At 74.8% G+C, this 25424-nt stretch carries 27 protein-coding genes and 1 riboswitch; of the genes, 18 read left to right on the top strand and 9 right to left on the bottom strand.

Features of this window, described 5'->3' with window-relative positions:
- The first annotated feature begins 26 nt into the window (after positions 1-26).
- A complete protein-coding gene (locus ANAE109_RS25010) occupies positions 27-179 on the top strand; it encodes a lmo0937 family membrane protein (RefSeq protein ID WP_012098368.1) in 153 nt (50 codons plus the stop codon).
- A gap of 91 nt (positions 180-270) precedes the next feature.
- Here ANAE109_RS25010 and ANAE109_RS18300 read toward each other — a convergent pair whose 3' ends face one another.
- The gene (locus ANAE109_RS18300) at positions 271-525 is read right to left on the bottom strand and encodes a DUF2892 domain-containing protein (protein WP_012098369.1); all 255 of its coding nucleotides are present in this window, start codon (positions 523-525) and stop codon (positions 271-273) included.
- Between the two features lie 127 nt (positions 526-652).
- On the opposite strand from ANAE109_RS18300, the gene radA reads away from it, so the two are divergent.
- Positions 653-2038, top strand: coding sequence for a DNA repair protein RadA (radA, locus tag ANAE109_RS18305; protein ID WP_041448493.1), 1386 nt, complete (start codon positions 653-655; stop codon positions 2036-2038).
- Positions 2039-2291: 253 nt separating this feature from the next.
- Here the strand turns inward: radA and glpK are convergent, their stop codons facing one another.
- Positions 2292-3770 carry a glycerol kinase GlpK gene (gene glpK / locus ANAE109_RS18310; RefSeq protein ID WP_012098371.1) on the bottom strand — a complete coding sequence of 493 codons (1479 nt, stop codon included), beginning with the start codon at positions 3768-3770 and terminating at the stop codon, positions 2292-2294.
- Between the two features lie 2 nt (positions 3771-3772).
- Positions 3773-4651: a carboxylesterase gene (locus tag ANAE109_RS18315; RefSeq protein ID WP_012098372.1), complete on the bottom strand. Its 879-nt coding sequence runs from the start codon at positions 4649-4651 to the stop codon at positions 3773-3775.
- Between the two features lie 101 nt (positions 4652-4752).
- Here ANAE109_RS18315 and ANAE109_RS18320 point away from each other — a divergent pair, with 101 nt between their 5' ends.
- The 9 genes from ANAE109_RS18320 (at position 4753) to ANAE109_RS18360 (ending at position 13272) form a co-directional block, all read left to right on the top strand.
- Positions 4753-5064 carry a DUF3467 domain-containing protein gene (locus ANAE109_RS18320; RefSeq protein ID WP_012098373.1) on the top strand — a complete coding sequence of 104 codons (312 nt, stop codon included), beginning with the start codon at positions 4753-4755 and terminating at the stop codon, positions 5062-5064.
- A gap of 41 nt (positions 5065-5105) precedes the next feature.
- Positions 5106-5915, top strand: coding sequence for an ABC transporter substrate-binding protein (locus tag ANAE109_RS18325; protein ID WP_012098374.1), 810 nt, complete (start codon positions 5106-5108; stop codon positions 5913-5915).
- A 161-nt stretch (positions 5916-6076) separates the two neighbouring features.
- Entirely contained in the window at positions 6077-6340 is a 264-nt protein-coding gene (locus tag ANAE109_RS18330; RefSeq protein WP_012098375.1) for a hypothetical protein, read from the top strand.
- Positions 6337-6666 carry a helix-hairpin-helix domain-containing protein gene (locus tag ANAE109_RS18335; RefSeq protein ID WP_012098376.1) on the top strand — a complete coding sequence of 110 codons (330 nt, stop codon included), beginning with the start codon at positions 6337-6339 and terminating at the stop codon, positions 6664-6666. The genes ANAE109_RS18330 and ANAE109_RS18335 overlap by 4 nt, the downstream gene beginning before the upstream one ends.
- 104 nt (positions 6667-6770) lie before the next feature.
- Positions 6771-6973, top strand: a riboswitch (cobalamin riboswitch).
- Positions 6974-7042: 69 nt separating this feature from the next.
- The gene (locus ANAE109_RS18340; protein WP_012098377.1) at positions 7043-9004 is read left to right on the top strand and encodes a TonB-dependent siderophore receptor; all 1962 of its coding nucleotides are present in this window, start codon (positions 7043-7045) and stop codon (positions 9002-9004) included.
- On the top strand, positions 9001-10533 hold the full coding sequence (locus tag ANAE109_RS18345) for an MXAN_6577-like cysteine-rich protein (protein ID WP_012098378.1): 1533 nt from the start codon (positions 9001-9003) through the stop codon (positions 10531-10533). Before ANAE109_RS18340 ends, ANAE109_RS18345 begins: the two co-directional genes overlap by 4 nt.
- Positions 10521-11444, top strand: a complete 924-nt coding sequence (locus tag ANAE109_RS18350; RefSeq protein WP_012098379.1) for an ABC transporter substrate-binding protein — start codon at positions 10521-10523, stop codon at positions 11442-11444. The genes ANAE109_RS18345 and ANAE109_RS18350 overlap by 13 nt, the downstream gene beginning before the upstream one ends.
- Positions 11441-12481: an iron ABC transporter permease gene (locus ANAE109_RS18355; RefSeq protein WP_012098380.1), complete on the top strand. Its 1041-nt coding sequence runs from the start codon at positions 11441-11443 to the stop codon at positions 12479-12481. Before ANAE109_RS18350 ends, ANAE109_RS18355 begins: the two co-directional genes overlap by 4 nt.
- Positions 12478-13272 (top strand): ABC transporter ATP-binding protein, encoded by a 795-nt coding sequence (locus ANAE109_RS18360; protein ID WP_012098381.1) that lies wholly within the window; start codon positions 12478-12480, stop codon positions 13270-13272. Before ANAE109_RS18355 ends, ANAE109_RS18360 begins: the two co-directional genes overlap by 4 nt.
- Positions 13273-13596: 324 nt before the next feature.
- Here the strand turns inward: ANAE109_RS18360 and ANAE109_RS18365 are convergent, their stop codons facing one another.
- On the bottom strand, positions 13597-14457 hold the full coding sequence (locus ANAE109_RS18365) for a hypothetical protein (protein ID WP_012098382.1): 861 nt from the start codon (positions 14455-14457) through the stop codon (positions 13597-13599).
- A gap of 100 nt (positions 14458-14557) precedes the next feature.
- On the opposite strand from ANAE109_RS18365, the gene dksA reads away from it, so the two are divergent.
- From dksA to ANAE109_RS18380, 3 genes are all read left to right on the top strand, one after another.
- Entirely contained in the window at positions 14558-14908 is a 351-nt protein-coding gene (gene dksA, locus ANAE109_RS18370) for an RNA polymerase-binding protein DksA (RefSeq protein ID WP_012098383.1), read from the top strand.
- A gap of 76 nt (positions 14909-14984) precedes the next feature.
- Positions 14985-15854 (top strand): UTP--glucose-1-phosphate uridylyltransferase GalU, encoded by an 870-nt coding sequence (gene galU / locus ANAE109_RS18375; protein ID WP_041448494.1) that lies wholly within the window; start codon positions 14985-14987, stop codon positions 15852-15854.
- Positions 15851-16615 carry a hypothetical protein gene (locus tag ANAE109_RS18380; protein WP_012098385.1) on the top strand — a complete coding sequence of 255 codons (765 nt, stop codon included), beginning with the start codon at positions 15851-15853 and terminating at the stop codon, positions 16613-16615. The genes galU and ANAE109_RS18380 overlap by 4 nt, the downstream gene beginning before the upstream one ends.
- A 53-nt stretch (positions 16616-16668) precedes the next feature.
- Here ANAE109_RS18380 and ANAE109_RS18385 read toward each other — a convergent pair whose 3' ends face one another.
- The 3 genes from ANAE109_RS18385 to ANAE109_RS18395 form a co-directional block, all read right to left on the bottom strand.
- Positions 16669-18141, bottom strand: a complete 1473-nt coding sequence (locus ANAE109_RS18385; protein WP_012098386.1) for a sigma-54 dependent transcriptional regulator — start codon at positions 18139-18141, stop codon at positions 16669-16671.
- Between the two features lie 18 nt (positions 18142-18159).
- Positions 18160-19710 carry an ATP-binding protein gene (locus ANAE109_RS18390; protein WP_012098387.1) on the bottom strand — a complete coding sequence of 517 codons (1551 nt, stop codon included), beginning with the start codon at positions 19708-19710 and terminating at the stop codon, positions 18160-18162.
- A 168-nt stretch (positions 19711-19878) separates the two neighbouring features.
- Entirely contained in the window at positions 19879-20847 is a 969-nt protein-coding gene (locus ANAE109_RS18395) for a diguanylate cyclase (RefSeq protein ID WP_012098388.1), read from the bottom strand.
- Positions 20848-21019: 172 nt separating this feature from the next.
- Here ANAE109_RS18395 and ANAE109_RS18400 point away from each other — a divergent pair, with 172 nt between their 5' ends.
- Positions 21020-21778 (top strand): hypothetical protein, encoded by a 759-nt coding sequence (locus ANAE109_RS18400; RefSeq protein WP_012098389.1) that lies wholly within the window; start codon positions 21020-21022, stop codon positions 21776-21778.
- Here the strand turns inward: ANAE109_RS18400 and ANAE109_RS18405 are convergent.
- Both ANAE109_RS18405 and ANAE109_RS18410 read right to left on the bottom strand, forming a co-directional pair.
- Positions 21738-22196, bottom strand: a complete 459-nt coding sequence (locus ANAE109_RS18405; protein WP_012098390.1) for a PPC domain-containing DNA-binding protein — start codon at positions 22194-22196, stop codon at positions 21738-21740. The two genes, ANAE109_RS18400 and ANAE109_RS18405, sit on opposite strands and share 41 nt — an antisense overlap.
- Complete coding sequence (locus ANAE109_RS18410) at positions 22193-23533, bottom strand: hypothetical protein (RefSeq protein ID WP_012098391.1); 1341 nt, start codon at positions 23531-23533, stop codon at positions 22193-22195. Before ANAE109_RS18410 ends, ANAE109_RS18405 begins: the two co-directional genes overlap by 4 nt.
- A 54-nt stretch (positions 23534-23587) precedes the next feature.
- Here ANAE109_RS18410 and ANAE109_RS18415 point away from each other — a divergent pair, with 54 nt between their 5' ends.
- The 3 genes from ANAE109_RS18415 (at position 23588) to erpA (ending at position 25368) form a co-directional block, all read left to right on the top strand.
- Entirely contained in the window at positions 23588-24151 is a 564-nt protein-coding gene (locus ANAE109_RS18415; protein ID WP_012098392.1) for a cob(I)yrinic acid a,c-diamide adenosyltransferase, read from the top strand.
- A complete protein-coding gene (locus tag ANAE109_RS18420; RefSeq protein ID WP_012098393.1) occupies positions 24148-24855 on the top strand; it encodes an SDR family oxidoreductase in 708 nt (235 codons plus the stop codon). The genes ANAE109_RS18415 and ANAE109_RS18420 overlap by 4 nt, the downstream gene beginning before the upstream one ends.
- 129 nt (positions 24856-24984) lie before the next feature.
- Positions 24985-25368 carry an iron-sulfur cluster insertion protein ErpA gene (gene erpA, locus ANAE109_RS18425; protein ID WP_012098394.1) on the top strand — a complete coding sequence of 128 codons (384 nt, stop codon included), beginning with the start codon at positions 24985-24987 and terminating at the stop codon, positions 25366-25368.
- Positions 25369-25424: the final 56 nt, after the last annotated feature.

Here is a 25424-nt window from a genome sequence, read left to right on the forward strand (position 1 = left end):
GCGTACTTTTCATCCGGGAGGGAACGATGCTCTGGACAATCACGATCCTGCTCGTGGTGCTGTGGGCGCTCGGGATGGTCTCCGGCGCGACGCTCGGCTGGTGGGTGCACCTGCTGCTCGTCCTCGCGGTCATCTCGCTCATCTTCGCCGTGATGCGCCGCGGCAGCGCTGCGGTTTGACGAGGGCGGCGGCGTCCGGTCGGCTCCGGGCGCCGCCGCGTTTCACCTGGCCCGGCTTCGCGGCTCTTTCGCGCCGCCGGGGCACGCACGCTCACGCGCGCGGCGCGGCCCGCACCGCTGGGGCCTCGGCCCCGGCGCCCTTCCCGTCGGGCAGGCCGGCCTTCCTCAGGATCATCTCCGCCGGGCAGAACCCGGTGAAGGCGCTCTGCAGCAGGTTCACGCCGACGAAGGCGGTGAGCCAGAGGAAGCGCGACGACACGAACAGCGGGCTCGCCGCGACGCCGAGCGCGAGCGAGGTGAGCACGACGGTTCCGGCGACCACGCGAACGCCGTTGTCCACGGTCATATGAGCGAGCTCCTCGGGCGACGCGCCCGTCGTGCGTTTTGAGGCGCCCGGCGCCGAAACGGTTCGCCGAGCCCCACGGGGTCCGCCGCCGCGCCGGATGGGTCAGACCGGCGTGCTACGGGAGCGCATGGCCCGCCCCGCTCCCAAGACGAAGACCGTCTATGCTTGCGCCGAGTGCGGGCAGACGAGCCCCAAGTGGCTCGGCCAGTGCCCGGCCTGCCGGCAGTGGAACACCATGCAGGAGGAGGTCGCCGCCCCGGAGCCCAGGGGCGCGGCGCCTCGTGGCTGGGGGCTCGCCACCACCGCGAAGCCCATCCCGTTGCACGAGGTCGAGGCCCGCGAGGAGGAGCGGCAGCGGACGGGCATCGGGGAGCTCGATCGTGTCCTCGGCGGTGGGGTGGTGCCGGGCGCGCTCGTGCTGCTCGGCGGAGATCCGGGCATCGGCAAGTCCACGCTGCTGCTCGCCGCGCTCGACCGGCTCGCGCGCGCCACGCCCGACAAGCCCGTCCTGTACGTCTCGGGCGAGGAGTCCGCGCGGCAGGTGAAGCTCCGCGCCGACCGGCTCGGCGTCGGGGCCGAGAACCTCCGGGTGCTCTCCGAGACCGACGCCCAGAAGGTGCTGCAGGCGGCCGAGGCGCTCGCGCCGGCGGCGGTCGCGGTGGACTCGATCCAGACGCAGTACCTGCCCGAGCTGCAGAGCGCGCCGGGCACCGTGACGCAGATCCGCGAGGTCGCCGCCCGGCTCATGGCCTACGCGAAGACGAGCGAGACGCCGGTCTTCCTCGTGGGCCACGTGACGAAGGACGGCGCGATCGCCGGGCCGCGCGTGCTCGAGCACATGGTGGACACCGTCCTCTACTTCGAGGGCGGCGGCGCGCACCCGTACCGCATCCTGCGGGCGCACAAGAACCGCTTCGGCTCGGCGAGCGAGATCGGCGTCTTCGAGATGAAGGCGGGCGGCCTCGCCGAGGTCACCAACCCCTCTGCGCTGTTCCTGGCCGAGCGGCCCGAGGGGGCGCCCGGCAGCGCCGTGACCGCGGTGCTGAACGGGACCCGCACGCTGCTCGTGGAGATCCAGGCGCTCGTGGCGCCGACCGGCTTCGGCACCCCGCGCCGCACCGCGCTCGGCATCGACTCGAACCGCGTGGCCCTGCTCGCCGCCGTGCTCGAGAAGAAGGTGGGGATGGAGATCCTCGGGTGCGATCTGTTCGTGAACGTCGCCGGGGGCCTCTCCGTGGACGACCCCGCGGCCGATCTCGCCGCCGTCGCCGCGCTCGCGTCGAGCTTCCGCGACAGGCCCCTGCCGCCGCGCACGCTCGTCCTCGGCGAGGTGGGGCTCGCCGGCGAGGTGCGCGCGGTCTCGCAGCCCGAGATCCGGCTCGCCGAGGCGGCGCGGCTCGGGTTCGAGCGCGCCATCGTCCCGTCCGCGAACGCGCGGCACGCCGAGCTCCCCGCCGGGATCGAGCTGGTCGGCGTCGAGACGGTGGCGGACGCGCTCGATCGCCTGGCCTGAGCGCGCCCTCGTCTCGCCCTTCGACAGGCTCAGGGCGAGCGGTCCCTCCGAACGCGCTGCTCGTCCGCTCCTCGCGAGCCTTCCGTCCGCTCCTCGCGACCGTCCGCTCGTGGTGAGCCTGTCGTCCGCTCGTGGTGAGCCCGTCGCCCGCTCGTGGTGAGCCTGTCGCCCGCTCGTGGTGAAGCCTGTCGCCCGCTCGTGGTGAGCCTGTCGAACCACGAGCGGAACGGCTCCCCCATCGAGCTCGCGTGCTCTAGGCGCTCTGCACCGCCCGGCGCCACTTCGCCAGGTGCGCCTCGCGCTCGACGGCCTTCATCTTCGGCTCGAAGCGCTTGCCCACCTTCCAGGCCCGGCGGATCTCCTCGCGATCCTTCCAGAAGCCGATGGCGAGGCCGGCGAGGAAGGCGGCGCCCAGCGCGGTGGTGTCGATCATGCGCGGCCGCTCGACCGGGACGTCGAGCAGGTCCGCCTGGAACTGCATGAGCAGGTCGTTCTGCGAGGCGCCGCCGTCCACCTTGAACACGGGGTAAGCCTTGCCCGCCTCGGCCCTCATCGCCTCCGCGAGGTCGTAGATGAGGAACGCGATGCCCTCGAGGGTGGCGCGGGCGAGGTGCGCGGCGGAGACGCCGCGGTCGATGCCGCGGATCACCCCGCGCGCCTCGGGCCGCCAGTGCGGGGCGCCCAGCCCGGCGAGCGCGGGGACGAACACGAGGTCGCCCGTGTCCTTCACCTGCTTCGCGAGGGCCTCCACCTCCGGCGTCTTCTTGAACAGCCGGAGCCCGTCGCGCAGCCACTGCACCGCCGCCCCGGCGATGAACGAGGAGCCCTCGAGCGCGTAGGTCACCTCGCCTCCGACGTCCCAGGCGACGGTGGTGAGCAGGCCGCGCGAGGACTGCACCGGCTCGCCCCCCACGTTCTGGAGCAGGAACGCCCCGGTGCCGTAGGTGCACTTCGCCTCGCCGGGCGTGAAGCACGCCTGGCCGAACAGCGCCGCCTGCTGGTCGCCCGCCATCCCCGCGATGGGGATCCCGTCCGGCAGGTCCTTCACGTTCCGGGTGGTGCCATAGACGTGCGAGGAGGGGACGATCTCGGGCAGCACGCTGCGCGGCACGCCGAAGAGGTCGAGCAGCTCGCGGTCCCACGCCCGCGCGCGGATGTCCATGAGGAGCGTGCGGCTCGCGTTGGAGACGTCGGTCACGTGCGTCCCGCCGTTCGTGAGCCTCCAGACGAGGTAGCTGTCGATGGTGCCGAACGCGGCGGCGCCGGACTCGGCCCGCTCGCGCAGGCCGCGGACGTTGTCGAGCAGCCAGCGCATCTTGGTGGCGGAGAAGTAGGGGTCGATGACGAGCCCGGTCTTCTCCCGCACGCGCTGCTCGTGCCCCTCCGCCTTGAGCGACGCGCACGCGTCGGTGGTGCGGCGGTCCTGCCAGACGATGGCGTGGTGGAGCGCGCGCCCCGAGAGCCGGTCCCACGCCGCGGTGGTCTCGCGCTGGTTCGTGATCCCGATGGCCGCGATCTCGCGCCCGCGCAGGCCCGCCTCGCGCAGCGCGCGCTGCACCGTCGCGACCGTCGAGCCCCAGAGGTCGTCGAGATCGTGCTCCACCCACCCGGGCTTCGGGAAGATCTGCCGGAACTCCTGGTTCACGCGGGCGCGGGGCGCGAGCCGCTTGTCGAGGATGAGGACGGTGGTGCCCGTCGTCCCCTGGTCGATCGCCATGACGTAGGAAGCCATGCTCACCTCGCGCGCGGACGCCGCCCCTGCCCGCGCCCGCTCGTGCCGCCGGTGCGATCCTTGCGCGCCCTCCCCTTCGGCCGCGGCTTCCCCGCCGCGCGCGCGCCCGGCACCGGAAGACCTTCGAGGAAGCGCGCCGCCTCGTCCGCGCAGAGGTCGCGCTCCACGTCGATGCCCACGAGGTGAAAGCTGTCCGGCAGGACGACGAGGTGGGCGGGGCCGCTCCCGATGCGGCGCGCGAGCCGCCGCGCGCCCGCGACGGTCACGGTGTGATCGTGCGCGCCCGCCACGACCAGAGCCGGCGCGGCGATCCCGGGGAGCTGCCGGTCCACGTGATCGGCGAGGGCGCGCAGCTGCGCCACCGCCGCGAGCGGCACGCCCTCGAGCGTGGCGACGCGGTTGCGCTCGCGCTGCTCGGGGTCGCTGACGTCCGAGCCCGCCGTCTTCGGGACCACCAGGCGCGAGAGCGGGGCGTGTCGCCCGAGCAGCGCGGCCAGCCTCCCGTGGAGCTGGAGCTCGAGCGCGGGGGCGAGCAGGACGAGGCCGTCCACGCGCTCGGGGTGATCGTGGGCCAGCGCGCAGGCGACGAGCGCGCCCATGGAGCAGCCGACCACGAACGTTCGCCGCGCCCCCTCGAGCCGCGCGAGATCCCGGCGCGCCTTCGCGACCCACTCAGGCCAGGGCACGCCGAGCAGGTCCCGCGCCTCGCCGCCGTGGCCCGCCATCACCGGCGCGAGGCAGCGCATCCCCTGCTCGGCGAGGCGGCGCGCGACGACGTGCATCTCGAACGTGGAGCCGGTCAGGCCGTGCAGCAGCAGCACGGCGTCCGGGCCGCCGCGCAGCTCGAACTCCCTCCCGTGCTCGATGCCGGTGCGTGCCAACCGAACGATCGCTTACCCCTGGATGGGCGGCCTTTCAACGTTCCCGGTGCGGCGGCCCCGTCCAGGCAGCGTCGCCGGAGCCGGCATGGTAACACCGCCTCATGTCAGACAAGCCCGGCGTCCCGCCCCACGCGATCCAGCTCCAGATCGAGATCGACCCCGTCACCGCGAACGGCGCGTTCGTGAACATGGCGATGGTCAACCACACGGAGACGGAGTTCACGCTCGACCTCGTCTACGTCCAGCCCCAGGCGCCCAAGGCGACCGTCCGCGCGCGGGTCATCACGACGCCCAAGCACATGAAGCGGTTGATGCACGCCATCCAGGACAACGTCGAGAAGTACGAGGCGCGCTTCGGGACGCTCGACCTCGGCGACACGCCCCACTTCCCGCACGGGGGCGCGGTGGCGTAGGCCGCCCGCCGCACCGCACCGCCCTGGAGATCGGTCGTTCCGTGAAGATCACCTCCCCGCTCCTCGGCACCGCGCTCGAGCTCCCCGCGCGCCCGGCACGGATCGTCTCGCTCGTCTCGTCCGCCACCGAGACGCTCTTCGCGCTCGGGGCTGGCGACGCCGTGGCGGGCGTGACGCCCTACTGCGCGCGGTACGTGCCCGGCCTCGCCGCGCCGGTCGTGGCCGACTACGTCTCCGCCGAGATCGAGGCGGTGCGCGCGGTGGCCCCCGAGCTCGTCATCGCCACCGACGGGGTGCAGCTCCCGCTCGCGCGCCGGCTCGCCGCGGCCGGGCTGCCGGTGGCGCTGCTGCCCGTCCCGCAGAGCCGGTTCGGGATCCTCGAGAACACGGTCGCGCTCGGGGCGCTCTGCGGACGGCTCGCCGAGGCGCGGTCGCTCTGCGACGCGCTGGAGCGCGCCTGCGCGGACCTCGTCGCCTCCGCGCCGGCGCCGCGACCCCGGGCGTACGCGGAGCTCTGGTTCGGGCGCCACCTGCGGCGTCCGGGTGGGCGCGCGTTCGTGCACGACCTGCTCTGGCTCGCCGGGCTCGATCCGGTCCACGGAGCTCGGCCCGACGCCTACGCCCCGCCGGAGCTCGACGAGGTGCCTCGGCTCGCCCCGGAGTGGGTGATCGTGTTCTCCGAGCCGGAGCACCCCATCGACGCGCGGGCGCTCGTGCGCGAGCGCGGCTGGGACCGGGCGTTCGCCCCGCGCGTGCTCGCGTCGAGCACCGACCGCGGGCGGAACCTCATCCACGACGGCCCGTCCTTCGTCGAGACGGCGCGCTGGCTGCGCGGGGCGATCTCTCCCTGACGCACGCCGCGGCGCAGGGCCGCCGCTCGTCCGCCAGGGAGCGCCCCTGAACCTCCGTTCCGTGCCCGCCTCCAGCGATCTCGCGGAGTTCGGACGGGCACGGGGGCTGCTCCCCCACCGCCCGGCGCGCAGGGAGCGCGCCCGAACGGAACGGAGAGACGATGAGCGATTCGAACGACAAGGGCGGCGGCGCCCGCAAGCTCGCGGTGTACGCCATCCCGGAGAGCACGAACGGGGAGCGGGCCTGGTGGACCAAGATCGGCGTCGCGTTCACGAACCGCGACGGGAGCATCTCGATCCTGCTCGACGCCCTGCCCCTCGGGACGAACAAGCTGCAGGTCCGCGAGCAGCGCGAGGACGGCCGGCCGTCGGCGAACGGAGGGCCGCGCCGCACCGCGCTCGAGACGGTGGAGGTGAGGCCGTGAGCCGCGCCGTCCTCGCCTCCACGATGGCCGCGCTCCTCCTCGCGGCGGCCCCCGCGCTGGCGGCGAAGAAGGCGCTCGGGAGCGCCGAGCGGATCGACCTGAACCGCGCGAGCGTGGGGGAGCTCATGCGGCTGCCCGGGATCGGGGAGAAGCGCGCGCAGGCGATCGTGGCGCATCGCACCCGCCAGGCCTTCCGCCGCCCGGAGGACGTGCTCGCGGTGAAGGGGATCGGCCCCGCGTGGCTCGCGAAGGTGAAGGGCAACGTGACGGTGGGCGCGGCCCCCTCGACCGCGCCGGCGCGAGGCGCGACCACCGCGCGGCGCTGAAGCCCGCGGATCTGCTGGGCGACCCGGCCGGTGCCGCGCAACTCCGGCCGGGCTCGCTCGCACCGCCGGGCACCGGCCGCTTGACAGCGGTTGCGCGCGGGAGCTACTCGTCTGCTCGTTTTCGTTTCAGCGGCTCGGAGGAACAGGGAAGCCGGTCGAAGTCCGGCGCGGTCCCGCCACTGTAGCCGGGTGAAGGTGCCTCGGAAGTCACCACTGCCGTGGACGTCTCGCGGTGGGAAGGTGGAGGCACCGCGCGGGGGCAACCCTCCGCGGCCCGGGAGCCAGGAGACCTCCCTTCGAGCACGTCGCGCATGGTGCGCGGCCTCGCCGTTCGCGGCGAGCAAGGATGCATCGGGTCCGGAGGAGACCCGAGGACTTGAGCTCGATCTCCCGATCGCCGGGGCGCGTGCGCGCCCTCTCCGTCGCGCTGTCGCTCGCGCTCGCGCCGCTCGCGCGCGCGGCGCCCGCGGCCGCCGTCGCCCCGCAGGAGAGCGAGCCGCCCGTCGTGCTCCCCGAGGTCGAGGTCCGCGTACCGCGCGCGGAGGTCGAGAAGGATCCGACCGCCTCGGCGACGGTGGTCACCGCCGAGCGCTTCGAGGGCGAGGCGAAGGACGTCGCGCAGCTCCTCGCGACCGCCCCGGGCGTGTCGGTGACCCGCTACGGGACGCTCGGCCAGCTCGCCACGGTCTCGATCCGCGGGGTCGCCGCGGACGGCGTGAAGGTCCTGCTCGACGGGCTGCCGCTCGGCACCGCGGGAGGCGGCGTCGATCTCGCGACCATCCCGCGCCAGTGGATCTCCCGCATCGAGGTCGTGCGCGGCGCCGCGGGGGCGCAGTTCGGCGCGGGCGCGCTGGGCGGCGCGGTGAACGTGGTGACGCGGGGCGGCCAGGTGGGCGACGTGTCCGGAGAGGCGACCGCCGGGGCGTTCGGCACCTACGCGGCCTCCGTCGACACGGTCGCGCCGGTCGGCCCCTTCGCGCTCTTCGCCGCCGCGAGCGGCGAGATCACCGAGGGCGACTTCAGCTACGAGCTCGACCGCACCCCGGATCGACCCGGCGGTCCCGTCGAGGAGAAGACGCGGGTGAACAACGGGGCGCGCCGCGCCGGGGCCATCGCGAAGCTCGGCGGCTTGGCGGGGGGCTTCCGCGTCGACGGCCTCGCCCAGCTGACCGCGGGGCGGCGCGAGCTGCCCGGCTCCCCCTACCAGCCGACGCCGGGCGACTGGCAGGAGGACGGCCGCGTGCTCGCCATGCTGCGCGTCGCCCGCGAGGTGCGGCCGCGGCTCACGCTCGCCGGGCGCGTCCACGGCAGGCGTGACCTGCTGGACACAGAGCTCGCGACGCTCGGGACCGAGCCGACGCGACAGCGCGGCGGAGCCATCGGCGTCGAGGTCGAGGGTGGGCTCACCCACGGTGTAGGCGTGCTGACCGCCGTCCTGTCGGCGGAGAACGAGGGCTACGAGAGCGAGGCGCTGGGCGGCACGCGCGATCGCGCGGGCTTCGCCGGGGCCCTCGCCGAGGACCTGCTCCTGGCCGGGGGCCGGCTGCGGATCGGCGCCTCGGTGCGCGCCGAGCGGACCGGTGACTTCGCGGGGGTCTCCGCCAAGCTCGGGGCGGCATTCGAGCTCGCGCGCGGGCTCGCGCTCCGCGCCAGCGGCGGCCGGACCTACCGCGTCCCGAGCTTCGCCGAGCTCCACCTGGAGCAGGGCCTCCTCTCGCCGAACCCCGACCTGCGCCCCGAGACCGGCGCGGGCGCGGACGCCGCGCTGGTGTACGACGGCGCGCTCGGGCTCCTGTCGGTCGGCGGCCACGCCGCCGTCTACGAGGACATCATCACCTACGAGCCGGCGAGCCTCGGCCACTTCCGCCCGTTCAACACGGGCCGCGCGGTCGTCTCCGGCGTGGAGGCCGAGGCCGCGACCACGCCGTGGCGCCGCGCCCTCGGGCTGGCCCTCTCCGGCGCGTACACGTTCCTCCCGACGGAGGTGCTGCGCGGCAGCCCCGGGGTGCTGGGGAACGCGCTTCCGAGGCGGCCGCTGCACCGCCTCTACGCGCGGGCCGCCGTCTCGCCCGGGCGCTTCGGCGCGCACGTCCAGGTGGAGCACGCGCGCGACCAGTACCTCGGCGTGCTGAACCAGGAGACCCCGCTGCCCGACGTCACCCTGGTCGGCGCGGGCGCATCGATCCGGTTCCTGCGCCGACCGGCGCTCGCGCTCCACGTCGAGGTCGACAACGTCGCAGACGACCGAACGCTCGTCGACGGCTACGGCAACCCCCTCCCCGGCCGGACGTGGATGGTCACGCTCCGCGCCGCTTCCTCCCAGGAAAGGACCCGATGAGAACGCTTGGAACCCCCACCCTCTTCGCGCTCGCCCTCACCCTGACGCTCGTCACCGGCTGCAAGGACGAGCTCGTCTGCCCCCAGGGCGAGACCGACTGCGGCGGCCGCTGCGTGTCGCTCCTCTCCGACGAGGCCCACTGCGGCGCCTGCGGCGCCGCGTGCGGGGCCCTCGAGACGTGCAGCGGCGGAGCGTGCGCGTGCGCCGACGCCGTCGCGGAGTGCGGCGGCGCGTGCACCGACCTCGCCCGCGACGCGGAGAACTGCGGCGCCTGCGGCCTGGCCTGCGAGGCCGCCGCCTACTGCACCACCACGGGCGGCGCGACCTCCTGCACCGCCGGGTGCGAGGCCGGGCTCGTCCCCTGCGACCGCGCCTGCGTGGATGTGGCCTCCGACCGGTATCACTGCGGCGCCTGCGGAGCCCGCTGCGCGGACGGCGAGGTGTGCCGCGACGGCGCCTGCCGCCCCGAGATCTACGTCGCCTGCTACGCCTCGGCGGACGTCCGGCCGGTGAACGCGGAGCTCCGCGACGCCGGCGCGCCGCTCGCCGCGAACGGCAGCCCCACCGCCCTGGCGCTCGGCGATCTCGCCATCTACACCGCGAACGGCGGCGTCCCTGCGAGCGTCGGCGTCCTTCCCCTGGGCTCGCAGCTCGCCGCGGCGACGACGGTGCTCACGGGCACCGACGTGCAGGACGTCACCGTGCACGGGGGGGCGATCTTCGCCGCGAACGCGTTCGTCGGCACCATCGTGGTCCTGGACCCGGCGGGCGACATCCTCGACGAGGTGGTCATGCCCGGCGAGAGCGCGAACCCGCACGGCCTCGCCGCCGTCGGCGACCGGGCCTACGTGCCCCTCTTCGGCAAGGCGGTCGCGCCGGGCGCGCCGCCCTCCGGGCAGGCCATCGCCAAGCTCGACCTCTCCGGCCTCCCCGCCTGCCTCGCCGCGGGTCCGGGCGCGGGCGGGTGCGCGGCGACCGACGGCGCGATCGACCTTCGCGCGATCGACGGGACCGCGACGGCGGGCGCCTACCCGTTCCCGGCCAGCGCGCTCGCGGTGGGGCAGCGGGTGTTCGTCACCCTCTCGAACCTCGAGTACGCCGACTGCGGCGGCGGGTTCTTCGAGTACTGCAAGCCGGCCGGGTCCGGTCGCCTCGCCGTCATCGAGGCGGCCAGCGGCGGCGTGTCGATCGTCGACCTCGGCGAGGGGTGCAAGAACCCCGGCGGCCTCGCCGTGAGCGACTCCACGCTCTGGGTCTCCTGCGGCTCGTTCGGCTTCCCGGACCTCGCGCCCGGCGGCCTCCTCCCCGTCGAGATCTCCGGCGCACCCACGCCCCGCGCGCCGGTCGCGACGCCGCCCGGGTTCGTCCCCGGCAACCTCGCGTTCTGCGGGGATCGGGGCTATGTGACCGATCAGGCCTCGGGCGCGGTGCTCCCCTTCGATCCCGCAGCGCGCACCGTCGGCACGGCGGTCCCGGTGTGCCCGACCGTCTACTTCGCCTGGGCCTCCGACGTCGCATGCAGCGAGTGACCCGCACCGCCGCCGCCGTCCTCCTCGCCGTCGCCGCCGCCGCGCTCGCCCCGTCGCGCGCGGCGGCGGACGACCCGCTGCGCCCGAGCGGCAAGGGCGCGGCGGAGGGCGGCGCGATCTGGGTGGGCCCGAGGCCGAAGGCCCCCCCGCGCCGGATCGTGGTGCTCGCCCCGAGCCTCACGGACGTCGTGGTCGCCATGGGCCACGCCGATCGGCTCGTGGGGGTGACCCGGCTCGACGACGCGCCCGAGGTCCGGCACCTCCCGCGGGTGGGCGGGTTCCTGGACCCCAGCCCGGAGGCGGTGCTGGGGCTCTCGCCCGATCTCCTGCTGTGGGTGACCGACGGCGGCGCGGTCGCCGCGGTGCGGCGCATCGCGGAGCTGTCCGTCGCCTCGGGCCGTCCGTTCCCCATCCTCGCCATCCCGATCGTCAGCGTCGCCGACGTGCTCGCCACCCCGCGCATCATCGGCGAGGCGCTCCTCGACGCTCGGGGCGGCGAGAGGCTCTCGCGCGCGCTGGAGGCGGCGGTGGAGGAGGTGCGCCACCGCGCGCGCTCGGTGAAGCGCAAGCGCGTGCTCTTCGTCGTCGGCCGGGAACCGCTCGTCGTCGCGGGACCGAGGAGCTTCCCCGACGAGCTCCTCTCCATCGTGGGGGCCGAGAACGTGGTGCGGGGCGAGCGGCCCTGGCCGGTCTACCCGCTCGAGAAGGCGGTCGCGGACGATCCGGAGCTCGTCGTGGACGCCGCCGCGCGCGAGCCCGCGGAGGGGATCGCGCGGCTCGCCGCGATCCCCGCCGTGCGGCGCGGGCGCGTGTTCCGGCTCCCGAACGACGACCTCCTGCGCGCCGGGCCGCGCATGGTCCGCGGCCTCGACGCGCTCTTCCGCGGCGTCCACCCGGAGGCCGCGCGGTGAGGCTCTCGCCCGCCGTTCGGCTCGGCCTCGCCCTCACCGCCGGAGCGCTGGCGGTGGCGGTGGCCATCGCCGTCTCCTGCGCGCTCGGCGCCCAGCCCATCTCCGTGGGCGCGGCCCTCGCCGGCCGCGAGCCGGACGCGTCGATCCTGCTCGGGCTGCGGCTCCCGCGCGCGATCCTCGCGGCGCTCGTCGGCTGCGCGCTCGCCGCCGCGGGCACCGCGCTCCAGGCGCTGCTGCGGAACCCGCTCGCCGAGCCCTTCGTGCTCGGCGTCTCCGGCGGCGCGGCGCTGGGCGGCTCGATCGTCCTCGTCGCGGCGACGTGGCTCGCCCGCGTCGCGGGGGGCGCGGGCGAGGCCCTGGGCTCCGCGCCGCCCGTGGCCGCGGGCGCGGTGCTCGGGGCCATCGCCTCGACCGCCCTCGTGTTCGGGCTCGGCCGCGTCGCCGGCCGGCTGGTGCCCGAGGCCGCCCTCCTCGTCGGCATCGTCTTCAACGCCTTCGTGGCGGGCGTCATCACCCTCATCAAGATGCTCGTGCCGCCGGAGCAGGCGAGCCGGCTCCTGTACTGGCTGCTCGGCGCGGTGGGCTACGAGTCGCCGGGGACCATCGCGGTGGGCGCGGTGCTCGTCGCCCTCTCCGTGAGCGCGCTCGTCGCGCTCTCGGCGCGCCTCAACCTGCTCACCCTGGGCGACGAGGAGGCCGCCTCGCTCGGCGTCGACGTCCGGCGCGCCCGCGCCGCGGTGTTCTTCGCGGCGAGCGCGGCGACCGGCGCGGCGGTCGCCCTGGCGGGGATGGTCGGCTTCGTGGGGCTCATCGTCCCGCACCTCGTGCGGCGCGTGGTCGGCCCCGACCACCGCCTGCTCGTGCCGGCCTCGACGCTGTTCGGCGCGGCGTTCCTCGTCCTCGCCGACGCGCTCGCGCGGCTCGCGTTCCTGCCGCTCGGCACCGAGCCGCCGGTGGGCGCCGTCACCGCGTTCCTCGGCGGCCCCTTCTTCCTGTGGCTGCTCCGGCGCACCGAGCGCCCGTCGGAGGCCTCGTGAGCGCGCCGGCGGCGAGCGACCCCATCGTGGAGGTGCGCGGCGCCTCGTTCGCCTACGGCCCGCGCCCGGCGCTGTCGGAGGTGTCGTTCACGGCGAGGGCGGGCGAGTTCGTCGGACTGCTCGGCCCGAACGGCGCGGGCAAGTCCAGCCTGGTCCGGCTCATCGCCGGGCTCGCCGCGCCGTCCTCCGGCACGGTCCGGCTCGCCGGCCTCGATCCGCACGCCGCGCCGCGCCGCGAGGTCGCGCGCGTGTGCGCGCTCGTCCCGCAGGAGCCGCGCGTCGGCTGGCCCTTCACCGTGCGGGAGGCCGTGATGATGGGGCGCACGCCGCGCCAGGGGCTGCTCGCCGTGGCGACGCGGCTGGATCACGGCGCGGTGCAGGGCGCGCTCGAGGCCTGCGATCTCGTCCACCTCGCCGGCCGCCGCCTCGACGCCCTCTCCGGCGGCGAGCGCCGACGCGTGTTCTTCGCGCGCGCGCTCGCGCAGGAGCCGCGCGTGCTGCTCCTCGACGAACCGACCGCCTTCCTCGACCTCGCCCACCAGGTCGCGGCGATGCGCATGGCGCAGGTCGCCGCCCGCGGCGGGCTGTGCGTGGTGGCGGTCCTGCACGACCTCAACCTCGCCGCCGCCGCGTGCGACCGGCTCGTGGTGCTCTCCGGCGGCCAGGTCGTCGCCGAAGGGAGACCGGGGGACGTGCTCACGGACGCGCGGGTGAGCGAGGTGTGGGGCGTGAGGGTCTGGCGCGGAGAGAACGGGGACACGGGGAAGCCGGTCGTGTTGCCGGACGTGTGACGGCCTGCCCGCAATCCAACTACGCCCGCCGCGCGCCGCCCCATGTGCGGGGGCTCGCGCCCGCAAGGCGGACACTGGACGCGGTCGGCACCGAGTCGATCCACGGACCGCATGCAATGCGGTTGGCCGCCAAGGCGCCCTCGCCCTCTCTCGCTGACGCCCGTGCGGCCCCGCATTGCCAGCGGCGCCTGCGGACGGAACCGGTCCCCGTACCTTGTCCCCGTCCATCGTGTCCGCCGAGGACGCGAGCCCCCGCGCCCGCGGCGCGCCACGGCCCCTTTCCCCTGGGTTCGTGCTTCGACAGTCTCAGCGCGGGCGGCCGCTCTAATCGAACAGGAACAGCTTGAGGGACGCGGCGATCGTGCGAGCCGACGTCGAGTCGAGGCTCTGGCGGTAGCCGACGTCGAGCGCGACGCCGCCGCGGGTGACGATGCCGGCGCCGAGGGACCACCAGGACGTGTCGATCACCTCGTCGCGCGCCCAGCCGGCGCGCAGCGGGACGAGGCCGCCGAGGAGCACCTCGGCGCCGACGCCGTAGCGGTTCTTCGTCTCCTCGCCGCGGTCGAGGTCGGCGCGCCAGTCTCCGGTGATCTGGAAGGCGCGATCGTTGCCGAGCGTGAGGCCCGCGCCGACGCCCATCGGCGCGACCTCCTCGTTCGCGATGTCCACGAGGTTGTAGCCGGCGGCGCCGATCGACAGCCACTCGCCGACCTGCCAGAAGAGGCCGGCGTCCACGGTCGCGGCGCTCACCTTCTCGGTCGCGTCGAGCGAGAGCCACTTGCCCGCGACGCCGAGGAACAGCTTCTCGGCGATCGGGCCGGCGAGGGCGAGGTGGACGATGTTCCCCTCGTAGTCGCCGTCGATCGCGCGCAGGTAGGAGAGGCCCGCCGCGACCGGAGAGGAGAGCGAGTCGACCACCGACCCGCCCACGATCTCGGCGACGCTGTCGGAGCCGCGGCGATCCACGAAGCCGGCCGCCTCGATCGAGTAGCGGCGGCGCGCCGCGGTGCTGGCGGGGTTGAGGAGGATGCCGTCGTTGCCCGCCGCGAGCCCCACCCCGGCGGAGAGCGCGAGGCTCCGCGGCCCGGCGATGTCCGGCACGCCGCCCGGGGGCGGCGGCGCGGCGGCGAGCGCGGGCGCAGCGACGAGGACGATCGCGAGGACGCTCAGGAGCCGGGCGCGCACCGCGCGAGGATACGGTCAGGTCTCGCCCCCGGCAAGGACGCTTGTGACCGTTTTCCCGATCGCGCTACCGTCGTGGTGGACCCGTCGAGGAGGGCCGCCCATGCGCAAGCGCGACACCGATCGCTACCGCGCGCTGCTCGAGGAACAGCTCGGCGCGCTGCTCGGGCAGGGCGAACGGGCGGTGCACGAGATGGCCGACGGCGCCCACGAGGTGCCGGATCCGAACGACCGCGCGACGCTCGAGGAGGGCCGCAACTGGGCGCTCCGCCTGCGCGACCGGGATCGCCGGCTCATCTCGAAGATCCAGGAGGCGCTCGCGCGGCTCGAGGCGGGCACCTTCGGCCGCTGCACGTCGTGCGGACGCCCCATCGCGGCCGCGCGGCTCCGTGCACGGCCGGTGACGGATCTCTGCATCGACTGCAAGACCGAGGCGGAGCGGCTCGAGCGCTGAACGACCGTGCGCGCACCCCGAAAGCCGCGCCGCGGGCTTCTGCAACGACCGTCCCGGAGCTAGATTGCCGGGCACCATGGCGAACCGGACCATCCGCAAGGCCGTCATCCCTGCAGCCGGCCTCGGCACGCGCTTCCTCCCCGCGACGAAGGCCGTCCCGAAGGAGCTGCTCCCCATCGTGGACACGCCCACGATCCAGTACATCGTCGCCGAGGCGGTGGCGGCGGGCGTGCGCGACGTCGTGCTCGTGGTCGCCCGCGGCAAGGAGTCGATCGTCGATCACTTCGACATCGCCGCAGAGCTCGAGGCGCACCTCGAGCGGACCGGCAAGCACGAGCTGAAGCGCCAGATGCGCTCCATCGCGCAGATGGCGAACGTCATCACCGTCCGGCAGCAGGAGCCCCTCGGCCTCGGGCACGCCGTGCTGTGCGCGCGCGACGTCATCGGCGACGAGCCGTTCGTCGTGATGCTCGGGGACGACATCATCGACGCCAAGGTCCCCGGCGCGAAGCAGCTCGCCGACTGCTACGCGAAGCACGGGCTCGCCACGGTGGCCCTCATGGAGGTCCCGCCCGAGGAGACCTCGATGTACGGCATCGCGGCGGGCACCGAGCTCGAGCCGCGCACGATCGAGGTGGAGCGCATCGTCGAGAAGCCGAAGCAGGATCCACCCTCGAACCTGGCGGTGATCGGCCGGTACGTGCTCCCTCCGCGCATCTTCGAGGTGCTGGATCAGGTCGAGCCCGGGGTGGGCGGCGAGATCCAGCTCACCGACGCCCTCGCGGTGCTCGCGCGCGAGGAGAGCCTGCTCGGGTACCGCTTCGAGGGCGACCGATATGACGCCGGCGACCGGTTGGGGTATCTCAAGGCGAACCTCGCCTTCGCGCTGAAGCGCCCGGAGCTGGCGGGCCCGCTGCGCGAGCTCATGAAGGAGATGTCCCGTTGACGAAGCGCCTCGTCCTCGCCGCCGCCTTCCTCGCCGCCGCCCTCCCCGCCCTCGCCTACGTCCTCCCCGTCTCGGGGATCCTGTCCCGCCTCGCCTCGAGGCGCGCGGAGCTCTCTCTCGTCTCGCTCGAGGTCCAGGGGACGTTCCAGGCCGAGGGCCCGGACGCCGGGAGGCTCGCGCAGGCCGCCGCGATCGAGCTGCGCGGCGGGCAGCTCACCGTGCCGGCGCGCTTCCTCATGAAGGTGCCTGGCCGCTGCCGCCTCGAGCTCGCGCCGCTCGACGTCCCCGAGGCGAGCCGCCCGTACGTCGCGATCCGTGAAGGGCGCGTCGCCGGCTCGCGCGGCCTGGCCGAGCTCCCCTCCGCGCTCGCGCTCGTGCGCTCCACCTGCGCGCTCCTCGCGCCGTCGCTGTCCGGCGGCGGCGCCGCCGCGTACGCGAACGTGCTCGGGCGCCGCGGCGTCTCGACCTCGCAGGCGTCGCTCGGCCGGTTCGACGGCCGCCTCGCCTACGTGGTGGGCGCGCGGGCGAAGGAAGCGAAGCCCGTTGCGTACGTGGACAAGGAGACGTTCCAGCCGATGCGGCTCGTCTCCGCCGAGGGCGGCGCGCTCTTCGACGTCCGCCTGCTCGGGTGGGGTTCGCCGACCGGCGGCGACTGGTTCCCGCGGGCCGTCGAGGCCTGGAAGGACGAGGCGGTCCAGCTCCGCTTCACCACCGAGCGCGCGGCCGCGAACCCGCGGCTCGCGGATCCGCTGTTCCCTTGAGGTGAGGCGAGAGGCCGGCGCGGCCGACTGCGCCGGCCCCGTCTCCCGCCCTGCTACCCTGCGGCGCGGTCGCTCTCCTCCGGCTCGCCGGCGTCCGGCTCCACGTCGGTGCGGTACTTGCGGAGCACGCGCTTGAAGTTCGAGCGGTCCATCCCGGCCTTGCGCGCCGCGGCGGAGATGTTGTTGTCGCAGTGACGCATGAGCGTCTCGACGTAGCCCTTCTCGAACCGGCGCAGCGACTGCTCCTTCGCCGTGGCGTAGGACATGGTGAGCCACACCGCCTCGTCCCCGCCCGCGGGGGCCTCGCGCACGAGCGGCGCGGTGCGGCCGGTCACGGCGGGCGGCAGGTCGCCGCCCGTCACGGCCTCGCCGCGGCAGAGCACGACGGCGCGCTCGATCGCGTTCTCGAGCTCGCGGACGTTGCCCGGCCAGCGGTAGCCGCAGAGGAGCTCGATCGCGTCGGGCGCCAGCGCGCGGACGCGCTTCCCGAGCCGCTCCGCGTAGCGGCGCAGGAAGTGGTGCGCGAGCAGCGGGACGTCGTCGACGCGGTCGCGCAGCGAGGGGAGCGGGATGTTGATGACGTTGAGCCGGTAGAAGAGGTCCTCGCGGAACTTGCCCGCCTTGACCAGCCGCGGCAGGTCGCGGTGCGTCGCGGCGATGACCCGCACGTCGACCCTCACCGACTCGGCGGAGCCGACGCGCTTCAGCTCGCCCTCCTGCAGCACGCGCAGGAGCCGCACCTGCGTCGCGGGGGGGATGTCACCGATCTCGTCGAGGAAGATGGTGCCGCCGTCGGCGGCGTCGAACAGCCCCTTCTGGTCGCGCTGGGCGCCCGTGAACGCGCCCTTCACGTGGCCGAAGAGCTCCGACTCGAGGAGCGTCTCGGTGAGCGCGCCGCAGTTGAGCGCCACGAACGGCTGCGCCCGGCGCGGGCTCCGGGCGTGCAGGGCGCGGGCGACCAGCTCCTTGCCGGTGCCGCTCTCGCCGGTGACGAGCACCGTCGTCGCGCTGTACGCCACCGCCTCGATCATCCGCACCACCTCGCGGATGGGGGCGGAGTTGCCGACGAGCCCCTCCGGCGCGCCGCCCTCCTTCTCCCGCAGCTGCGTCTCCAGCCGGCGGTTGCGGTCGAAGAGCATCTTCCGCTCGGCCGCCTTGGCGACCGCGCGCGCGACGAGCTCCACGTCCTCGAACGGCTTCGTGAGGTAGTCGTAGGCCCCGGAGCGCACGGCGGCGAGCGCGGTCTCGACCGTGGCGTGCCCGGTCATCATGATGACCTCTACCTCGGGCCGGCGGTGCTTCACCGCCGACAGGAGCTCGAGGCCGGAGAGCTGCGGCATCTTGATGTCGAGCAGCGCGACGTCGAAGTCCTCGTGCGCGAGGCGCTGCGTCGCCACGATGGGTGAGTCGAGCCCGACGACGGAGTAGCCCTTCTGTCCGAGCAGGGCCTCCAGCGCGCGGAGGAGCGTGGGCTCGTCGTCGACCACGAGGACGCGTACGGGCTTGGTGTCTGTGCCATCGGCCATGGTGATGGTCCCCTCGGTTCAGTGCTTCGGCTGCGACGCCGGCAGGTCGACCACGAAACAGGCGCCCCCCTCAGGGCCCGGCTCGACGCGTATCGAGCCGCCGTGGTCCTCGGCGATCTGGTAGCAGATGGAGAGGCCGAGCCCGGTGCCCTTCCCCTCCGGCTTGGTCGTGAAGAACGGCTCGAAGATCCGCTTCGCGATCTCCGGGCGGACGCCCGGGCCGGTGTCGGCGACGGAGGCGCGCACGCGCCCGGCCGCGGCCGGGCCCACCGCGACGGTGAGCCGCCCCGCGCCCGCCATCGCCTGGATGGCGTTCACGACGAGGTTCACGAAGATCTGCTGGAGCTGGTTGGCGTTCCCGAGCGCGGTCGCCGCGCGGTAGTCGCGCACCACCTCGATGCGCCCGTCCTTCATCTGCGGGCGCAGCAGGAACAGCGCGTCCTCCGCGACCTGCGCGACGTCGACCGGGCCCTTCTCCTCGTTGCGGGGCCGCCGCGAGAAGCGGAGCAGGCTCTCGACGATCCGCTTCGCGCGCATCGCCGCGTCCTGGATGAGCTTCAGGCTCTCGAGGTCCGCGGGCGTGCGCTCCTCGCGGCTCATGAGCTGCGCGAAGGCCAGGATCCCGCCGAGCGGGTTGTTGATCTCGTGCGCGACGCCGCCGGCGAGCTGGCCGATGGCCGACATCTTCTCCGCTTGGAACAGGCGCTGCGTCACCTCCCGCTCCTCGGTGACGTCCTTCATCACGACCACGAAGGCGCCGTCCTCGCCGGTGAAGGGGAACGAGCGGACGAGCCAGGTGCGGTCGGCGTAGGCGGTCTCGGCCTCGACCCCCCCTGCGGCGACGCGGCAGCGTGAGGGGCACGGCAGCGCGCCGAAGGCGTGATCGCCGCAGCGCAGGCCGGGCAGCGCGTTCAGCGCGACCCCCGCCGCGCGCGCGAAGGCGGCGTTGGCGCGGACGACCTCGCACCCGCCGCCCTTCACGATGGCCACCGGGTCGCCCAGCGCGTCGAAGCAGGCCCGCCACTCCTCCGCCGCGCGCACGAGCGCCGCCTGACGCGCGACCAGGCGCGCGTCGAGGTCGCGGTTCAACCGCTCCAGCTCGCCGTTGCGCGCCGCCAGCTCACCCGTGAGCCGGTCGTTCTCCTCGACCGTCCAGAACTGGTCGATCGCGCTCTGGATGGTGATGAGCAGGTGCGCGTCGTCCCAGGGCTTCCAGATGAAGCGGAACACCTCGGAGCGGTTCACCGCCTCCTCCACGGCGGCGGAGTCGGCCTGTCCGGTGAGCAGCACGCGCTGGACGCGAGGCCAGCGCTCCTTGACCACGCGCAGCAGCTCGATGCCCGTCATGCCCGGCATGCGGTGATCCGAGACGATGGCCTGCACCGGCTCGCGCTCGAGGACCCGCAGCGCCCCGTGCGCCTCGCACGCCTCGAGCACGCGGCAGCGGGAGCGGCGCAGGACGCGCAGCAGCGCCCGCCGGACGTGCTCGTCGTCCTCGACCACGAGCAGCGTGGACTCGGGGCGGGCGCCGGGGTGCACGGACCCAGTCGAGATGACCTGCGCTTGCATCACGGGGCGCCCCCTGGGTGCATCGTCCGGTCCACGAAGGACGGACCCGGGGAGCAGTGTTTTCCAGCAGTTGAGCGCGATCGAACCCGGGTAACGATACGCTCCGGGTCAACGTATACCCCTACCCTGACAGTCACGCCAATTTGGCGTCAATCTTTGGCGGCAGTCTCAGGCAGCAGGGACGGGCGGCGCCGAGGTGGGCGCCTGGTACAGGCAGATGGTGTTCCGGCCGGCGCGCTTCGCCTGGTAGAGCGCCTCGTCCGCGAAGCGCAGCAGGTGCTCGTGCGCGGTGATGTCCTTCGACGGAAAGAAGGCCACGCCGATGGAGGCGGTCACCTTCAGCTCCGCCGGGCCGCCCGGCGCGCCGGCGGGGATCGCGTAGACCCGCTTCCCGAGCGCGCGCCAGATGCGCTCCGCGACCGCGAGCGCTCCGGGCAGGTGCGTCTTCGGCAGGATGACCGCGAACTCCTCGCCCCCGTACCGGCAGCAGATGTCCGGATCGCGGATCGACTTGCGCACGACGGCCCCCGCCTCCCGGAGCACCGCGTCGCCCGCCGGGTGCCCGTGGCGATCGTTCACGCTCTTGAAGTGGTCGAGGTCGATCATGATGAGCGACACCGGGTCGGCGTAGCGGTGCGCGCGGCAGAACTCCTCGTTCAGGCGCTCGTCGAAGAACCGGCGGTTCTTGAGCCCGGTGAGCGCGTCGGTGACGGAGCGCTCCTCCAGGTCCCGCTGCGCGCGGCGGAGCTGGTCCTGGAGCGACTTGATGCGCAGCATCGCGGCGCAGCGGGCGAGGACCTCCGCCTCGGCGAACGGCTTCGCGAGGAAGTCGTCGGCGCCGAGCCGCAGGCCGGCCACCTTCGTGTCCACGTCGCACTGGGCGGACAGGATCATCACGGGGACGAACGGATCCTCCGGCCGCGCCTTCATGGCGCGCAGCACCTCGAGCCCGCTCACGTCCGGCAGGACGAGGTCGAGCAGCACGAGATCCGGGGGCGACTCGCCGACCGCGCGGAGCGCCTCGCCGCCGTCGCGCGCGCTCCGGACCCGGTACCCCTCCCGCGAGAGCACTGCGACGAGCCACTCCACCTGGCTCGGCGCGTCGTCCACGACGAGGATCTCCGCCTTCTCGATCACGCCTCGACTCTAGCCGAGATCGGGGCGGCGGGAGCGGCGGCGCTCCCCCCACGGCCGAACGACACGCAATTCGCGCAGCCCACCCTGGCCGCGGCGCTCCCACCTTGCGCTCCCGCGCCGGCGGCTCCCACCCGGGCGTTTCGCCGTGGCCCCGCCGCGCTAGGTCTCAGGCATGAGCCGCCGCGACGCGCAGGAGGCGATCCTTTCGGCCGCGCTGCGCCGCGCGGCGGCCGCCGCGCCGGCCGGCGTCGTGGTGCTGGATCTCGACTCCACGCTGCTCGACAACCGCCCGCGCCAGGCGCGTATCCTCCAGGACTACGGCCGCGTGGCCGGCGTCCCCGCGCTGCTCGACGCGCGGCCGGAGCACTGGGAGGGCTGGGACCTGCGGGTGGCGCTGCGCAACGCCGGGCTCTCGCCCTCGGAGGTGGCGGCGCACGCCGGGCCCGCGCGGCGCTTCTGGGCGGACTGGTTCTTCACGAACGCCTACTGCCGGCTCGACGCGGCGATCGCCGGCGCGGGGGACTTCGTCCGCGCGCTCGCCCGCTCCGGCGCCGTGATCGCGTACGTCACCGGGCGCCCGTCGAGCATGCGCGAGGGCACCCTGCACGTGTTCCGCAGGGAGGGCTTCCCCGCGCCCGACGGCGCGGGCGCCCACCTCGTCATGAAGGACGACCTCTCCCTCGGCGACGACGCCTGGAAGGAGCTCGCGGCGACCCGCGTCGAGCGGCTCGGCCCGGTGGTCGCCGCCTTCGACAACGAGCCGGCGCACGTCAACCTCTACGCGCGGCGCTGGCCGCGCGCGCTCGTGGTCCACCTCGCGACGGACCACTCCGGCAGGCCGATCGCGCCGCTCCCCGGCATCCCCGCCATCGCCGACTTCCGCGGCGAGCTCAGCGACGCCGCGGCGTCCGCCACAGCGGGAGCCCCGTGACGGGATCGTCCACGCTGCGGTCGAGGTCCCCGTCGTCGTAGACGTCGAGGGCCAGCTCCACCGACACGGCGCGGGCCCGGGCGAGCAGCCCGCCGGCGCAGGCGGGCGGACCGGGCTCGAGCTGCGGCCACGCCACCACCGCGTGCAGCCTGACGTCCGGGGCGCCGCCGCGCAGGCTGATCGTGCCGGACAGGCTCGCCAGCTCGAGCGCGCCCTCCAGCCGCAGCGGCCCGCCGTAGCTCCGGCGCGCGGGGTCCCACAGGTCGAGCTCGACGAGCTCCACGATCCCCTGCCCGCGCACGAACGCCGCGTCCACCCGCTCCAGGCGCGCGAGCTCGAGGAGCGCCTCGTGCAGCCACTCGCCCGGCTCGAGCCGCCCGACGAGGACGCGCGTGCAGGTCGTCTCGCCGACGATCATCGCAGGGCCTCGTGCACGGCCTCGGGCACGACCGGCGCGAGGCCGCCGCCCCCGAGGATGTTGACGATCGGCGAGGCGGCGGCGCGCACGACCGAGCCGTCCGCCCGCGCCGGGCCGAGCCCACAGTAGGTGGAGAGGTCGCGGTACAGCTCGCCGCGCTCCACGCCCTCGGGCGTCAGCCGCGTCGCCGCGCGGCGCATCGCGAAGATCCGCTCCTGCGCGACGAAGCCGCCGCCGCGCCCGTCCGCGAGCGCGGCCTCCACGATCCGCGGCCACTCCTCGCGCGGCGCCTCCGCGCCGAGGTGCACGCTCTTGCCGCCGTAGTCCCAGCTCCGCTTCAGCACCCAGCGCGCGGGCTCCGCGAGGAGCCGCGGGACGAGCTCCTCGGTGAGACGCCGCGTCACCGGCAGCCGGCCGGCCGCCGCCCGCTCGCCGGCGTCGAGCCCGGCGCGCTCCGCCAGCGGCGCGTCCTCGGCGCACTCGGAGAGCCGGGCGAAGAGCGCCTTCGCCTCGAGCAGCCCGTTCACCGGGTTCACGAGCACGTGCCGCCCGGGGGCGAGGAGCGCGCGAGCGAACGGGGCCGCCGCGTCCACGCGGTGCGCCCACACGTGGCGGTACAGGACGTCCCACCCCTCCGGCTCGCACTCCGCGGGCACGAGGTTCTCCGCGCGGTGACCCATCTGCCTGAGGTGGGCCGCGAGGCGGCGCAGCTCGCCGAGCTGCGCGTCTCCCGGCCGCGCGACGAGCGCGACGGACGGGCGCTCGCGCGTCCCGCCGCGGCTCCGGTAGTACGCGACGAGCACCTCGCGCAGCCGCTCCATGTGGCTGCCGCAGCGCGCGACGAGCGCCTCGACCTCGCGCGGCGGCTTGCCGCGCGCGGCGGCGGCCGCCCGGATCCAGGCGTGCGCGGCGAGGTCCGCGTAGCCGGACATGGCGGGGATCGTCGCGTTGAGCTCGAGCGCGCGGGGCGCTCCCCCTCCCTCCGGCACGAGGAAGTCGACGCGCGCGTGCAGCACCGGGAGCGGGGCCTCGTCGAAGAGCCGGGCCATCGCCTCGCCCTCGAGGCCGGAGAACGGGCCCAGGAGGGCGTCGCGGTCGCGCGCGTCGCCGTGGACCAGCAGGTGGCGCGCGAGCTTCACCGCGCCCGAGAGGATCGCCTGCGCCTCGCCCGCGGCGGCTGCGAGCGCCTCGCGCGACAGCACCTCCGGCTCCGCCAGGAGCGGGATCGGCACGACGCTCCCGTCGGACCTGAGCACGGTGAGCCCACCCGCCCAGGCGCGCTCCGCCGCGGCCCGACCGACCGCCACGAGCGCATCTCCCTCGAAGATCGGCTCCATCCGCTCCTCGGCGGGCGTTGCGGCCCGCGTCGCGCCTCTGATAGGCAAGCCCGCGTGAAGATCTACACGAAGAGCGGCGATCGCGGAGAGACGGGCCTGTTCGGGGGGCCGCGGGTGCGGAAGAGCGACGCGCGGGTCGACGCCTACGGCGAGGTCGACGAGCTCAACGCCGCGCTCGGCGCGGCGCGGGCGATCGTCGAGGACCCGGAGCTCGACGGTCACCTCGCGCGCGCGCAGCACGAGCTCTTCTGCGTCGGCGCCGAGCTCGCGACGCCGCACGACGCGAAGGCCCGCTCCGCCATCCCCCCCATCGACGCCGGGTGGACGGCGCGGCTCGAGGCCGCCATCGACGCGTGGGACGCGGAGCTCCCGCCGCTGCGCCAGTTCGTCCTGCCCGGCGGCACGCGCACCGCCGCGGCGCTCCACCTCGCCCGCTGCGTGTGCCGCCGCGCCGAGCGGCGGGTGGTCGCGCTCGCCGCCGAGGTCGAGGTGGCGCCCGAGACGCTCGCCTACCTGAACCGCCTCTCCGACTTCCTCTTCGTCGCCGCGCGCCTCGCCAACCACCGCGCGCGCCGCGAGGAGATCGCCTGGGAGCCGCCGCGCGGGGACGCGCCGTGAGCGCCGCGCGAGGGCGCGTCGCGCTCGTCACCGGCGCCGGCGTGCGGGTGGGCCTCGCGATCGCCCGCGACCTCTCCCGCCACGGCTGGACCGTCGTCCCCCACTACCGCTCGCACCCTCCGCGTGGCCTCCCCGGCGCGCTGCAGGCGGATCTGGCCGCGCCGGACGGGCCCGCCGCGCTCGCCGCCGCCTTCGCCCGGGACCACCGCCGCCTGGACCTGCTGGTGAACAGCGCCGCCGCGTTCGAGGCCCTGCCGCTCGAGGAGACCGACGCGGCCGCGTTCGACTCGCAGATGGACCTCAACGCGCGCGCGCCGCTCCTCCTGTCGCGCGCGCTCCTCCCCCTGCTCTCCCGCTCGCGGGGCGTCATCGTGAACGTCGCCGACGTGGGCGGCGGCCTGGTCCCGTGGCGGGGCTTCGCGGCCTACGCGGCGTCCAAGGCTGCGCTCGTCCGCCTGACCGAGTGCCTCGCGCTCGAGCTCGCCCCTCGCATCCGGGTGAACGCGGTGGCTCCCGGGACGGTCCTGTGGCCGGAGAGCTATCCGGCGAAGCGGCGCCGGGAGCTCGTCGCTCGCATCCCGCTCGGGCGGGCCGGGACGCCGGACGACGTCGCGGCGGCCGTTCGCTTCCTGGCGGATGCTCCTTTCGTGACGGGCGCGGTCATCCCCGTCGATGGCGGCCGGCACCTCTCCGGCCGCGCTTGAGCCGGCCTGCCCGGGTGGCTCCGTGAAGCGGCGGCACGTCGGATTGAAGCCGCCCAACCCCGCTGTTACACTTCCTTGCGTCACATCAAGCGGCCGGGCGACCAGCCCCGCCACGGAGATTTCGAACACATGGATGCCACGACCTTGAGCCCCGTAGCCCCCTCCCCGACGGACCTGGGCGTCGACGCCCCCGTCCGCCTCACCGCGAAGGCGGTCGAGATGGTGAAGGACGCGATGGAACGTGAGGGTCTCAGCGAGTACGGCATCCGCGTCGGCGTCATGGGCGGCGGCTGCGCGGGTTTCCAGTACTCCATGGACTTCGAGAAGGATCCCCGCGAGGGCGACGTCTCGTTCGAGCAGGAGGGCGTCAAGCTGTTCATCGACCCGATGAGCTCGATGTACCTCCAGGGCGTGACGATCGACTACGTGGTCGGCCTGCAGGGCGCCGGGTTCAAGTTCAACAACCCGAACGCGCGCACGACCTGCGGCTGCGGGTCGTCCTTCTCCTACTGACCCGCTCGGCGCCGGCGACGGCGCGCCTGCCGGACAGCCCAGGGCCGAGGGATCGC

The sequence above is a fragment of the Anaeromyxobacter sp. Fw109-5 genome, from assembly GCF_000017505.1.
GTDB lineage: Bacteria > Myxococcota > Myxococcia > Myxococcales > Anaeromyxobacteraceae > Anaeromyxobacter.